Annotated in this window: 9 protein-coding genes; 1 reads left to right on the top strand and 8 read right to left on the bottom strand. The window is 73.8% G+C overall.

Annotated elements, in window-relative coordinates:
- Nucleotides 1-164: 164 nt before the first annotated feature.
- The 5 genes from ACIBMZ_RS10380 to ACIBMZ_RS10360 all read right to left on the bottom strand — a co-directional run bounded on the left by ACIBMZ_RS10380 (nt 165) and on the right by ACIBMZ_RS10360 (nt 9640).
- Complete coding sequence (locus ACIBMZ_RS10380) at nt 165-1544, bottom strand: EsaB/YukD family protein (protein WP_396692278.1); 1380 nt, start codon at nt 1542-1544, stop codon at nt 165-167.
- Nucleotides 1545-1569: 25 nt separating this feature from the next.
- Nucleotides 1570-4311, bottom strand: a complete 2742-nt coding sequence (locus ACIBMZ_RS10375) for a right-handed parallel beta-helix repeat-containing protein (protein ID WP_396692277.1) — start codon at nt 4309-4311, stop codon at nt 1570-1572.
- Nucleotides 4312-4318: 7 nt separating this feature from the next.
- Nucleotides 4319-5965, bottom strand: a complete 1647-nt coding sequence (locus ACIBMZ_RS10370; protein ID WP_396692276.1) for a S8 family serine peptidase — start codon at nt 5963-5965, stop codon at nt 4319-4321.
- A gap of 57 nt (nt 5966-6022) precedes the next feature.
- A complete protein-coding gene (locus ACIBMZ_RS10365; RefSeq protein ID WP_396692275.1) occupies nt 6023-6577 on the bottom strand; it encodes a sigma-70 family RNA polymerase sigma factor in 555 nt (184 codons plus the stop codon).
- Nucleotides 6578-6670: 93 nt separating this feature from the next.
- Nucleotides 6671-9640, bottom strand: a complete 2970-nt coding sequence (locus tag ACIBMZ_RS10360) for a hypothetical protein (RefSeq protein WP_396692274.1) — start codon at nt 9638-9640, stop codon at nt 6671-6673.
- Nucleotides 9641-9803: 163 nt separating this feature from the next.
- On the opposite strand from ACIBMZ_RS10360, the gene ACIBMZ_RS10355 reads away from it, so the two are divergent.
- Nucleotides 9804-10502 carry a LuxR C-terminal-related transcriptional regulator gene (locus ACIBMZ_RS10355; protein ID WP_396692273.1) on the top strand — a complete coding sequence of 233 codons (699 nt, stop codon included), beginning with the start codon at nt 9804-9806 and terminating at the stop codon, nt 10500-10502.
- 10 nt (nt 10503-10512) lie between these two features.
- Here ACIBMZ_RS10355 and ACIBMZ_RS10350 read toward each other — a convergent pair whose 3' ends face one another.
- Genes ACIBMZ_RS10350 through ACIBMZ_RS10340 form a run of 3 tightly spaced genes read right to left on the bottom strand, consistent with a single transcriptional unit; the run spans nt 10513 to nt 13004 of the window.
- On the bottom strand, nt 10513-11964 hold the full coding sequence (locus tag ACIBMZ_RS10350) for a hypothetical protein (RefSeq protein WP_396692272.1): 1452 nt from the start codon (nt 11962-11964) through the stop codon (nt 10513-10515).
- 41 nt (nt 11965-12005) lie between these two features.
- Nucleotides 12006-12707, bottom strand: coding sequence for a hypothetical protein (locus tag ACIBMZ_RS10345; RefSeq protein WP_396692271.1), 702 nt, complete (start codon nt 12705-12707; stop codon nt 12006-12008).
- Nucleotides 12708-12716: 9 nt separating this feature from the next.
- Complete coding sequence (locus ACIBMZ_RS10340) at nt 12717-13004, bottom strand: YbaB/EbfC family nucleoid-associated protein (RefSeq protein WP_396692270.1); 288 nt, start codon at nt 13002-13004, stop codon at nt 12717-12719.
- Between the last annotated feature and the right edge of the window lie 385 nt (nt 13005-13389).

The following is a 13389-nucleotide window of genomic DNA, read 5'->3' as shown; positions in this document are numbered from 1 at the left end:
GATCTCCTTGCAACCGTCGCCGCCGGGCACCTGATACCTCGCCTCGTCGCCACTTCATGCGGGTCGCCGCCACTGCGGCACGCCGCACCCGTCGTACACCATGGCACCCCTAAGCGGGATGCCCGAAAGTCCCCATTCGGGCTGTGGTCCCGTCCCCCTGGGGGTCAGAAAATGTTGCGACCCACCTCGACCATGTGTCGGAACGCGCCGAGCACGCCCAGCGCCAACGGCACCATGAGCAGACTGGTGATCACCCCGAACACCTCGGCCCGGCTGCGGCGACGGGCCGAGGGGTGCACCATCGGCCCGTCGCGTGGCGGCTCGGGTGTCGAGGGACGCAACAGGCTCAGCGCCACCCCGGCTCCGGCGACGCCGAGCCCGGCCAGCACGAGCACGACCAGGGTCGCGCCGGGGCCCGCGCCGAGCATCCCGACGACCGCGAGGATCAGGCTGAAGCAGCCGACCAGTGCGGCGGTGCCGAGCAGGAGCAGTTCGGCGGAGAACGCCACCAGCCGGCAGCGGGCCATCAGGGCGATGCTGGCCACCGCGGTCAACGCGACCGCCCAGCCGCCGCCGTTCGAGGCCAGCACCGGAAGCGCGGCGGTCAGCGCCAGCGCCGGACCGACGAGCACCACCGAGAGCAGTCGGTGGGAGCGGTCGACCAGCCCGATCGTGACCGGCAGGGCGGCCGACTGGTCCGGCGGTCGGCGCTGTCCCCACGACGCCACGGTGGCGGCGATCCGCCGGGCCACCGCGATGATCCCCATCGCCGTCACGGTGACCACCGCGGCGGCACCGGCGCGGTCGGTGTCCAGCGCCCGGATCAGGGACACCAGCGCCAGGCCGACGGTCAGGTGCAACTGCACCACGACCAATGCGGCGGTCGGGATGACCACCAGCGCCATCAGCGCGGCCAGGCAGGCGCCGAACACCGCGCCGTCCCAGCGGTACGCCGTCGCGCCGAGCACCCGGGTCACCAGCATGCCGGCCGCCGCCAGACACGGCACCGAGGTCAACGCGACCGCCATCCGCAGCCAGTCCGGCACCACCTCGCGGTGCTGGGTGAGGCTCCACGCTCCGGCGAGCAGGCCCAACGCGGCCAGGACGAGCCCGGCGGCGGTGCCGGCACCGCCCTCGAACCGGAGTCCCGCGGTGATCGCGGCCACCGTCGTCCACAACAGACCAAGGCCGAGGACGGTCGTGCCACCCCGGAGTCGCTGCTGGCGATGCCGGTGGGTCTCGTCGGCGACGAGTTCCTCGATCTCCTCCACCAGTGGCGCGTCGTTCGGCTCCTGGGCGGCGTCGCGGAGGTACAGCACCTGGCCGTCGACCACGCCGACATCGAGCAGGGTGGCGTCCAGCGGCAGCGGCGGATGGCCGGCGGGAGCCAGGGACCAGGCCGGCGGAAGCACGTCGGCCCGGTCCTGGCCGCACATCTCGGCCAGGCGGGCCGAGTACTCGCCGACCGGTGCCCCGGACGGCACCGACACGTCCAGTCGGCGGCGGGTGCCGACCACCGTGATCCGGCTCCGCTCGCCGCTCATCGGCCCTCCCGGCACCCGAGCCGTGTCATCCGGCCACCTCCAGGTCGTCGGCGTGCAGGTCGTCGGCCTCCAACGTGCTCAGCTCGGCGGTGCTGGGCGCGTCCATCTCGGCGATCCGGGCGGCATGCCGCTCGGTCATCATCTGGAAGACCTTGCGGGCGAACCGGCCGTTGCCGAAGCCCTCGCCCCGCAGGACGCCGTCGAAGTAGGTGAGCAGTGCGGCACGGCCGCCCTCCGCGACGTGGTACTGGTGTCGGCTCGCCTGCTTCTCCACGATCTGGACCAGTTCCACGGACGAGTAGTCCTCGAAGCTGAGCGTCCGGGAGAAGCGCGAGGACAGGCCCGGGTTGGCCGCGACGAACTGCCGCATCTCGTCCGGGTAACCGGCGACGATCACCACCACCTCGTCCCGGTGGTCCTCCATCAGCTTCACCAGCGTCGAGATCGCCTCCTGGCCGAAGTCCGTCCCGCCCCCGGTGGGTACCAGGGCGTACGCCTCGTCGATGAAGAGCACCCCGCCGAGGGCCTTGCGGAAGGCCGCCTGGGTCTTCGGTGCGGTGTGGCCCACGTACTCGCCGACCAGCGTGCCCCGGTCCACCTCGACCAGGTGTCCACGTTCGAGCATGCCCAGCGCGGCGAGCAACTGCCCGTAGAGCCGGGCCACGGTCGTCTTGCCGGTGCCGGGGTTGCCGGCGAAGACCAGGTGCCGGGACATCGGCGGCGGTGCGAGACCGGCCTCCCGACGACGTTTGACGGTCTGCACCAGCTTGACCATGGTGCCCACGTCCCGCTTGACCCGGGCCATCCCGACCAGGTCGTCGAGCTGGCCGAGCAGGTCGGCCAACTCCGGCACCTTGCTGGTGGCACCGGCTCGGGGTGCGGCGGCGGGGCGACGCGGACCGGGACCGGCCGGCACCGCGCGGGCGGCGACCGGCTCGGTCGGCAGGGTCGCCTCGGCGACGTCGGTGCTCCAGCACTCCTCGAAGGTCGCCCGGCCCTGGTCGGTCTGGTCGACGTCGGCCCCGGCGTCGTGCACGTGGCAGCGCAACAACGCCGGATCGGCGTCGGCGCCGACGTGCACGGCGGGGTAGTCGGTCCGGGAGATGTCGCAGTCGGTGAGGCTGCCGTGCGCGCCGTCGCCGACGTACACGCCGTTCTTGCGGCACTCCCGCACGGTCAGGCTGCGGATCATCGGCGCGGCGCCCTCCCAGAGCACCAGCCCGCTGCCGCCGATGTCGGTGATCTCGCACTCTTCGAGCGTCGGTGTGGCGTACGCGTCGACGAGCACTCCGGCCGCGCCGCAGGAGGCGATCCGGCAGTTCCGGGCCAGCAGCGCGGCGTGCGGGGCGACCTCGATCCCGGTCTGCTCGACGTCGCGGACCTCGCAGTCGGTCAGCAGCGGGCGGTGCGGGGTGTCCACGCGTACGCCGGCCCGGGAGTCGGTGACGGTCAGCCCGCGCAACTCGGCGTCGGCGCCACCGTCGATCTGCACGCCGCCGAGTCCGGCACCGGTGATGGTGCCGCCCTCCACCCGAAGCAGGGCCCGGTCCGAGGCGCGTACCCCGAACTCGGGGGTGTCCGCGATGGTGCACTCGACCAGCGCGGCACTGGCCGTACCGGTGAGGTGCACCGCGCTGTACTCGGAGCGCCGCACCTCGCTGCCGTGCATCAGGATCCGCCCGTCGTCGGCGGCGTAGAGCCCGTTGGCGGCCGAGTCGGCGAAGGTGCCCCCGGTGAGGCGGACCTCGGCGCGGTCCCGGACGGCGAGCGCGGTCTGACCGGCCTGGTTGATCCGGCTGCCGGCCATCGAGAGCCGGCTGTCGCCGCCGGCCAGCACGCCCGGACCTCGGGCGGCGTCCACGGTCGACTCGTCCAGGTGCAGGTGGCCGTACCCGGCGAGGAGCACTCCAGCGGAGGCCGCACGGCTGATCGTGCACCGCCGGACGAGCACCCCGCCGGTCTCGCCGGTCTCCCCCGTGCCCGAGGTCCCGGCGTGTTCGGGCCGCAGCGGCGGCCACCAGTCCGGACCGAAGGTCGCGCTGCCGCTGACCCGCAGCCCCTCGGCGGCCAGGTCGTGCAGTTGGCAGTCGGTCAGTCGGGCCTGCCCGCCGCCGCTGACCTCGACACCCACCCCGCCGCTGGGCCCGATCTCGCACCGGGTGAGCGTCAGCGTGGCGTTGTCCGCCACCAGCGCACCGGCGCCGACACCGCCCATCCGGCTGTCGGCCAGGGTGACCCGGGCACTACCGGCGGCCTCGACGGCGGCGCCCCCGGTCTCGGTCATCTCGACCGAGGTGCCCTCCACCGTCGCCTGGTCGGCGGCGATGAGCCCGGGAGCCGCCCCGGTACGCAGGATGGCGCAGTCCCGCAGGGTCGCCGAGGCGTCCCCGCTGACCTGGACCGCGCCTCCGGTGACCGTGGTCGACTCCAGCGCGATCCGGCCGGTGGCGGCGACCACCACGGCACCGGAGCCGCTGAGCACGAACCCGCGGACGGTGGCCGACCCGGACCGTACGGCGAGCGCCGGACCGTGCGGCGCGACCAGCTCGACCGCGCCGCCGTCGTTCTCGGCCACCAGCGTCACCGACTTGTCCACGGTCAACGACTCGCGGTACACGCCGGCCACCACCGACACCACGCCGCCGTCACGGGCCGCCCGGATCGCCGAGGAGATGGTGCGGTGCCGGCTCCACGGGCGGGTGGAGACCCGTTCGATGCGGCCGGACGGCGCGCTGGCCGGGACGGAGACCGCTGGCTGCCCCGTCACTTGGCGATCACCTCAACCGCTGCGCATCGGAGGGGTCGGCCGGACGCATCGCGGGCGCGTCGAGCTCCGGTTCGGGGTCCTTGCGGTCGTCGGAGCGCAGCACGGTCCGCAGCCGCATCACCGACAGCACCGTCACCGCCACCAGCACCAACCCGATGAGCACGAAGATGGCCACCTGGCCGCCGCTGGTCGACGAGTCGCTGTCACCGGCCGGCGGGCCGTTCGGGGCAGCCGCCCCGCCGTCGCTCTCCATCGCCGCGTTCACCGAGGTGAAGGGGTCGATGACGCCGTCGCCGTAGGAGGCGGGATCCTCCGAGGTCTCCGCGGTGCGGCTGGCCGTGCTGCGGATCCGCTCGGTCACCTGAGCGGCCGACAGGTTCGGGTACGCGGACCGGACCAGCGCGGCCTGACCCGCCGCGTACGCCACCGCGTACTGGGTGCCGCTGCCGACGAACTCGCCCGCACCGCCGATGCCGAGGCTCGCCACGTCCACGGCGGGCGCGACCACGTCCACGCCCCCGGCACGGTAGCTGGCCGCCATCTTGCCGTCGCCGTCGATGCCGCCGACCCGCAGCATGCCCCGGTCCGGCAGCCCCGACTCCGGGTCGCTCGACTCCAGGTCGGCGGCGGAGACCACGACGATGTCGTGCTTGACGGCGGTGGCGATCGCCTCGGCGACCGCCGGGACGTTCGGGTCCACGTACGACCCGAGTGCGATCACGGTGGCACCGGCGGCCACCGCCACCTCGATACCGGCCGCCTGGTCCGCCGGCTGCGACTCGGCCTTGGTGGTGACGACCCGGACCGGCATCACGGTCGCCTCCGGAGCCACTCCCGTCACCTTGCCCTTCGAGCCGGACTGGGCGATGGCGATACCGGCCATCGCGGTGCCGGTACCGAGGCAGTCGACGTCGCCCCGGCCGCTACCGGCCACCACGTCCATGCCCTGGGTGACCCGGCCGCGCAGCTCGGCGAGGCTGCCGTCCACACCGGAGTCCACGATCGCGATCATCTGGCCCTCGCCCCGGCTCCGGGACCACGCCCGCTCCGGTGACATCCGCCGCTCCGCCCAGTCCGCGCGGTCCTTGTCGCCCCGTGTCGCAGTGCCGCACTTGGCGCCCCCCGAACCGGGCTTGTTGGTCCCGCTCGGACTCGGGGTGGGGCTGGGGCTGGGGCTGGGAAGGGTGGGGCGGGGCAGCGGGTTCGTCGCGGGTGGTGCGGCGGAGGCCCCGCCCGACGGTGGACGGGCCGACGGCGACGACGGGGACGGCAGCGAGCCGCGCTCCACCCCGTCACCGACCGCGTCCCACGGCAGCACCAGGTGCCAGCCGGCACGCAGTTGACTCGGGTCGGTGAGGGCACCGCCGCCGGGCTGGGCCCGGCCGACGTTCAGGTTGAAGATCTCCTCCGCGCGGTCCCGGGTGCCGAGGAAACGCTCGGCGATGTCGCGCAGACCCTCCGGCTTGCCCGCGTACGCGGACTCCACCGTGTAGTACTTGACGTACGGTGCGGCCTGGGCGCGGGCCGGGAGGACGGGCAGTGCGGCCAGCAGTACTCCGAGCACCACCACCACGTACCGTCCCACCCGTGACGGGTACCGGCTGACCAACATCTCCCTCGCCCCCTCGTCGTGCCCGTCCGGGTCCGGACTCACGACTCCACGACGGTCCCGGTCGCCACGACGTTCAGTCGCCGCGTCGGGAGTTTCCGATCACGCCGCCAGTGCGCCGGGCCCGCCGATGATGCCCCGCGCGGCGCGCAGAGCGTAGAACGACCGCGATCGTACGGTCCCCTCCGGGATGCCGATCCGGGCCGCCGCCTCGGCCACCGACACGTCGCCGTAGTAGAGCTCGACCAGCACCGCACGGTGTTCGGGGGTGAGCTTGCGCAGCACGTCGGCCAGGGCGAACCGGTCGAGCAGGCCGTCGAACTCGTCGTCCGGCGAGTGGGCCCAGCTCACGTCCATCCCGTAGACCTCGGTGGGTCGGGCGGCCCGCGCACGGGCGGTGTCGATCGAGAGGTTCCGCGCCACGATGAACAGCCACCGGCGGATCGTGGCGTCGTCGGCGGGCAGTTCGCTCAGCCGGGACCAGGCCCGCAGCATGGTCTCCTGCAACAGGTCCTCGGCGAGCTGGCCCTGCCCCCGGGTCAGCCGCAGCAGGTAGTAGTACAACGGTTGGGCGTTGTCCGCGAAGACACGCCGCATCCGGTGATCGAGGTCGACATCTGTCTCGACCCGCTCCTGCACACCAACGTTGGCACCCATCGCTGCAGCCCTCCCCAGGACCCGGACCCTTGCCCCGCACCGCTCAATCGGGACGCTAGTGATTCGGGCGGCGGGCGGCGTGAGCCGAAGGACTCAGTGGGGCCCAGGTCTGGTCCCAGCAGTGCTGCCCGGCCGGGTGGTGGTGTCGGCCCGGCTGGCGAGGAAGTCGGCCAACGACATCTCCGGTTCGCCCACCGTCCGCCAACCGAATCGGCCCGCCGAGAGCAGCCGGACGACCTCGACCTCCTCGTTCGCCTCCCGGGGCAGCAGCAGGCCCGCGCCGGCCTCCAGCATCGAACCGGCCGCCGACCGGATCTGCGGCAGGTCGCCGATCTGCGCCACGGTCGCCCGTACGTCGACCGCGCACCGCCACGGCACCCGCACCTGCACCAGCAGCCGCCCCCGACGGGCACGCGGCCGGTTGCGCAGCAGCACCAGTCCCTGGTTCCGGATCGTCGACCCGGGATCGCGCACCAGCGCGTAGGCGAGCGCGTCGGCCTCGTACGGCCAGCGGGGCAGGTCGGCCGGCAACCCCTCGACGCCGTGCCCGGCACCGGTGCAGCGCAGCGCCAACGGCGGCGTGGACGGGGCGACCGGCTGCTCCACGTACCGCCCGGACGCGTCGACACCGAACCCGGCGACGAGTTGGGTTCGGTCCAGCAGACCACCCGGGAGCAGGTACGACTCGTCCCGGTCGACGAGCAGTTCGTGCAGGGCCGGCGGCTCGTGCACGGTGATCGAGGACATGTCCACCGCGCCACCGGCGAGGACGCGTACCCGCAGCAGGTGTTCGTCCGCCCGCAGCGCGGCGGGCACCGGCGGGCGGAGCGTGCCGACCAGGAACAGGTTCGCGGTGGGTACGCCGGTGCCGGTGGCCTCGGTCGGCGAGCAGCCGGCGACCACGTACAGCTCGACCGGATCGGCGTTCACGGTCGGTCGCTCGGCGATCCAGTAGATCGCGTGCGACACCGGCCGACGTACCGTGCCGAGCTTAGGTGCGGCGCTGACCGGAAGCTCCGGCCCGGGCGGCGGGGCGGGCCGGTCGGGCCGCCGCCCCGACCCGGGCTCCATCACCGGGCCGCTACCGGGCCGTCGCGGCGTCCCCGACCCGGGCTCCACGACCGGACCAGGGCGTCGCTCCGCTCGCGGATCGGGTTCCCGCACCGGACCGGCCTCGACGCGCGGCCCGCTCGCCGGACGCGGGCCCGCCACCGGTCCGACCAGCGGTCGTGGTGGCCCGACCTGCCGCTCGACGCGCCTCGGCTCGGTCCGGTTGGGCTGGGCCCAGCCGCCCGCCCGGGTCGGTGCAGTCGAAGAAGTGGACGGCGGAGGTGGGGTGAACGGCGGCGGGGGTGGGGGCGGGGGCGACTCCGGGGCCGGGGGCAGCTCCGGGGCCGGGGGCAGCTCCGGGGCCGGGGGCAGCTCCGGGGCCGGGGACGTCGGCACGGGCAGGGGCAGGGCGGCGTGCACCGGGACCGGGGGCACCGGGTCCGACGTCACCGCCGGCACGCGGCCCACCGACGACGGCGCCGGGTACGCCCGGACGTCGGAGGCCGAGGCCACAGCCGACGCCCCGGGCTCACCCGCCTGCTGCCGGTCGACCGACGGTGTCACCTCGACGGTGGTGCTCCGGCTGTTGCTCTCCGCCGTGACCAGCACACCGTCGTCGCTCTGCCAGCGGCGCTGCGAGTCGTCCTGGTCGAGGCGCTGCCAGTCGACCGGACGACCCCGCTCGTCGACCGCGCGGGCCGTACCGTCGACGCTGTCGAAGGCGGCCCCCGGCGGCAGCACCCACACCTCGGCGCGCAGCCCCTCCACCAACCGGCTGCCGTAGTGGCGGACCCCGGCCTCGGCGGAGGCCGGATAGCTCGCCAGCAGCAACAGGTCCTCCCCCTGCCATCCGGCGGTGCGCAGCATCCGTTGCAGCACCCGTGGCCCGAGCGCGTGCGGCCCGGAGTCGGCGTACTGCACCGCCCACCGGCCGTCGTTGAGGATGGTCAGGTCGATCCGGAACAGCCCGTGCTGGGCCTGGAGGCTGCTGTACCGCGAGTTCATCGCCCGTTGGCGGGCGGGTGCGACGCTGACCAGGGGTGCGCCCGGATAGGGCGTGACGACCATCCGCCCGGCCGGGGACAGCCGACCATCCTGGTCCGGCTCGAAGCGCGGCGAGGCGGCCATCGGCGGCAGATAGGTACGCCACTCGGCCGGGCCGCCGGCCCGGTCCACCGCACTGAGGTCCTGGCAGCTCTCCAGGACCTCCAGGGCGGCGGTACGCTCCGGCGCCCAGACGATCGCCCCGGTGTTGTCCGCGAACGCGGCCAGATTGGCGTGCAGGCGCTGCCGCTCCTCCGGGTCGGAGGGCCAGTGCAGCCACATCCGGATCTCGCTGCCGTACAACGGCACGTCGGAAAGGGCAGCGGCGAGCTGACGCCCACCGGTCACCCGATAGGAGCCGGTGTAGTCGCCGACCACGAAGCCACCGCCCCGGACCGACACCCCGATCGTGGTCAGTTCCGGGTGCCCCGGGGCCAGGTCCACCGCAGCGGCCCGGCGGGCCACGAAGTCGGCGCGGGTGGCCAGCGTCAGCCCACCGGGCAGTGGCGCGGCGACGACACCGGACCGGGGGCGCAGCACGCCGCCGGTCGTCTCGTACCAGCCGGGCAGGTCGGTGGCCATCGCCGGGGGTTGGACGACGAGCCACTCCACCGGTCGCCCGGTCCGGGCGTCCACCAGGCTGGGCTCCGGCTCCCGGTCCCCGTCGAAACGCAGCATGCTGCCGACCGGACTGATCAGCACGTCCCGCCCGAGGATCCCGGCCAGCTCGGCGAAGATCTCCGCGTGATCCTCGGCACCGTCCATCATGATCCGGACGTCGTCGCCCGCTCCACCGCCCCGGCGCACCAGGTCGGCGAGCTGTCCGGCGTCGAGCGGCGTCCCACTGCCGCGCAGCGCGACCGGGAGACCGTCCGGGCCGGTACGCAGCCAGATGTCGTAGAGCCCGTCGATTCGGCGGTGTTCCGGGCGTGCCCGGGTGGCCGGTGTCGGCGGCAGCCTGCCGGTCATGACGCTCGTCCGTTCCTCGATGTCCCCCCTTGCACGTCCTCTCAACGGACGGCGGTGCCTGGTTTTCTCAATCCGACGTCGGCGAGTCCGTGCCATCACCCCGCTGAACACGGCGGGTCCCGCGTCCGTCGTGTGATGCACCGGGCAGAGAAGGGGTACGGCCATGGAACAGGATCTGGGTACGGTCGCGATCGTGTGCGACCAGCCGTTGTCGCGGGTCGGGATGGAACGTCTGGTGCAGGACGAGCCGGGTCTCGCGCTCGGCCCCTCGGTCGGCTCGGCCGGTGAGCTGGAGCAGGCCGGACCGGCCGACTACCGGGTCATCTTCATCGACCTGCCGGCGCTGCCCGGTGCGAGCGTGCTGGAGCTGATCGGGAAGCTCGCCACCCGTGGCGCCCCGCTGGTCTGCGCCACCTGGGAGCAGCCGCCGGGCCTGCTCTCCGCCGTCCGGGCCGGGGCCCGCGGCGTGATCACCCGGTACGCCGAGCAACCCGACGTGCGCCTGGCGTTGCGGGTGGTCGCCACCGGCGGGCTGCATATCGGTGCGGAGTTGGCCGACCGGTTCACGGCGGACCTGTCGCGCCCGGCCGACGCCGACGAGAACGGACTGGCCCCACGCGAGGTGGAGACGCTGCGCTGGATCGCGCTCGGGCTCACCCACGCGCAGATCGCCACCCGGATGGGGCTGTCCCAGGCGACCGTCAACACGTACGCCAAGCGGATCCGGGCCAAGCTCAACGTGACCAACAAGGCGGAGCTGACCCGGATGGCGATCGAGCTGGGCCACGTGACCCAGGGACGCGTGGCGCACGGCCGGTTGACCCACGGTCACCTGAGCCACGGCTGGCGCGCCGCCTCCTAGCCCGCTCCACTCAGGACAGCTCGGCATCGGGCTCCCTCGTCGGCCGCACCGAGATCGACCAGCGGGACGGCGTCACCTCACCGAGCACCACCGGCACCTGGACTCCGGCTGTCCGCAACTCGCGGGCCACCCGTGCGTCGCCGCCGCCGAGCCGGGCGCAGACCACGATGCCCGGGGTCGGCGAGGGCTCCACGTCGGACAGTTGCGCCGCCCGGTTGCAGCCGTTCGGGAGGGAGTCGCCGAGCACGTCCCCGACCACGGTCACCTCGTTGCCGTCGGCCAGGGCCTGCCGGATCAGCCGACGTGCGTACCGCTGCCCGTCGGGCATGTTGCCGGCGACGGTGAGCACGTCCGGGCAGCGGACCAGGTCGACGTAGAGCCGCCAGCCGTCGCGGTCACCGAGCAGCAGCGGCAGGGTGGCGGCCGGTGGTGCCTCACCCGGGCCGTACCAGCCGAACGGCGCTGCCGCCGCGTCCCGGGCCCCGTTCAGGGACACGCTCAGGTTGAGCCCCTCGACCTGCAGGTCGGCGCTGAGCTCGGTGGCGTCGCCGACCTCCGGCCGCTCCGGTCCGGCGGACGGCTCCGACAGCGGCACCGGGGCCGGCGTCGGCGTCCGGCGCGGCAGTTCGGGAGAGGGCGGTCCCATCGGCCGCAGGCGACCGCCCAGCGAGGGACGGGCCGGACGCTCGGGGGCCGTCGGCCGTTCCGGCGCCACCGGTCGCTCGGGCGCTGTCGGCGGCAGGTGCGGTGCCCGTGACGTGGCGGTCGCCGGGTACGGGTCCACGACCGGCGGCGCGGAGGAGTGGGCACCGGCCAGCACCAGCTCGCGCTCGGCGTCGGTCGGCGGCGGGCCGGACCGGCCCGGGCGACCGGGTGCCGGTGGCGCATCCGACGACGCGGGTGGGTCGGACAGCGGCGGCGGGTCCGACAACGGCGGCGGCCCAGCGGACACCGCCTGCGCGGTGACTCCCCTTGTGCCCCGTCCACCACGGAGTACCGCCACCGCCACCGCGAACAGCATGACGGCCGCGAACACGCCGATGGCCTCGAAGATGGGGGCGCCCTGCCGTCCCGGAGTCGCCGAGTCCCGGGCCGCCGGGGGCGCCGCCTGGGTCGCCACCGGGTACTCGTCGTAGACGCCGGGGCCGCTGGCGTCGGCGGGCAGCGTCAGGATCCACCCGGGTTTCAGGACCATCGGGTCGGTGAGGTTCCCACCGTCCGGCTGCGGACGGCCCTTGGTCAGCTCGAAGATCTCCAGGTGCCGTCGGCCGGTGCCGAGGGTGCGGGCGGCGATCTCGTACAGCGACTCGCGCTGGCCGGCGACCGGCTCACCGACGATGTAGTACTTGGACCCGGCCGGGGCGGGCGGAGGATCGGCCGGGGCGGCGTGGACCGGCCCGACCGGTCCGAGCACGGCCAGGGCGGTCAGGCACACCACGACGATCCGACGCAGCCCTCGCACTGTTCCCCTCCCTCTTCCGACTCGCTGCCCGAAGGCGACCGTCACCGGCCGCAGGTGGCCCGGACTGCGGAGACCGCGAGCCGGGCGTCGGCCTCTCCCGCCGCCTGCGCCGTCACGCGTACCGCCAACTCGCTGCCGCGCAGCGGGAACGCGCCGACGTCCACCCAGCGTCCGGTGTTCTGCGCCTGGTTCACCTCGAACTCGGCGTACCCGGCACCGCCGCGCCCGGCCAGCACCTCGTAGCGGACGCTGGTCACCCAGGTGCCGGCACTGGACAGGTCACGCGGCACGTACACCTCGACGCGGCACTGCCCGCCGTTGGACGGGACGAACCACCACTGGACGAACTGGTCGGTGCCGGTGCTGATCGGCAGGGTCTGGAAGGTGCCCCGGCAGCCGCCCTCGGACCATCCGCCGTCCGCCACCGTACGCCACTGGTCGGTGCGACCCTGCACGTCGAACCCGTGCCGGTCGCTGGTGTCGCAGCCCCAGCCCGCAGTCGCCGTGTAGCCCGGGTCGGCTGCCCCGGCCTTGGAGCGCGGGCTGATGAGCTGCCAGAAGATCCCCACCACCAGGGAGATCAGCACGCACACCGCAGTCACCGTGATCAGCGTCGGCACACTGACCGACAGCCGGTCACTGGCCGGCTTCGACCCGGCGTGCTCGACGAACGCGGTGACGAAGTCCGATCGCCACCGCACCGTCCGCCGGGCCGGCGTCTGCGTCGCCTCGGTGGGGTCCACGATCGGTTGCTACCCGGCCAGCCTGTTGATCGACTCGGTCAGCAGCGCCATCCGTTCGGCAGCCTTCACCCGCAACTGCTCGGTCCCGTCCCGCAGCGCCGCCAGCACCAGGTCGCCGAGTTCGTCGGCGTCGCAGGTCTCCATCACGCGCGGGTCGATGTGCACCGCCTGGAACTCGTTGTCGGCCAACGTGACCGTCACGCCCCCGCCGACCGCCGACCCGACCACCTCGGAGTTGCTCATCGACTGCGCCAGCTCGGCGACCTCGTGCTCAAGCGCCTGGGTCCGAGCCAACATCTCGCTGAAATCCGCCTGCCCGCTGACCACAGCAACCCCTTCCTCGCCGTTCCGCCTCCGCACGACCGCGCACGGCCGTCGGCGACGATGACCCCAGCTTCGCAGGCCGTACGGAGCAGCCGGTAGTCCCTCATCCGGCACCCACTCCGGCAAGGCGTGGCACCGCACGCTCATCCGGGGGCTATGCCGACGTCCCGGAATGGGGACGCCAGACCTCCCCTCCCCGGCTCTCGCCCGTACCCACCGGCGTGTCGCCTGTGCTCTGCTTCACTCCACACCACACGTCCGGCGAACTGCGCGGTTTCAAGCAGAGATTCGGCGACGACCGCACCACGTCTACTGACGACCGCGCCACGTCTACTTTCAGGTGTCGCCCTGTCGAGCT

The organism is Micromonospora sp. NPDC049900 (assembly GCF_044461025.1).
Lineage (GTDB): Bacteria > Actinomycetota > Actinomycetes > Mycobacteriales > Micromonosporaceae > Micromonospora.
This window is presented reverse-complemented; position numbering and strand designations above follow the sequence as displayed.

Coding starts and splice junctions, on each gene's coding strand:
- ACIBMZ_RS10360 (WP_396692274.1), bottom strand. CDS start 9,640: ATGACCGGCAGGCTGCCGCCGACACCGGCCACCCGGGCACGCCCGGAA.
- ACIBMZ_RS10355 (WP_396692273.1), top strand. CDS start 9,804: ATGGAACAGGATCTGGGTACGGTCGCGATCGTGTGCGACCAGCCGTTG.
- ACIBMZ_RS10365 (WP_396692275.1), bottom strand. CDS start 6,577: ATGGGTGCCAACGTTGGTGTGCAGGAGCGGGTCGAGACAGATGTCGAC.
- ACIBMZ_RS10380 (WP_396692278.1), bottom strand. CDS start 1,544: ATGAGCGGCGAGCGGAGCCGGATCACGGTGGTCGGCACCCGCCGCCGA.
- ACIBMZ_RS10340 (WP_396692270.1), bottom strand. CDS start 13,004: ATGTTGGCTCGGACCCAGGCGCTTGAGCACGAGGTCGCCGAGCTGGCG.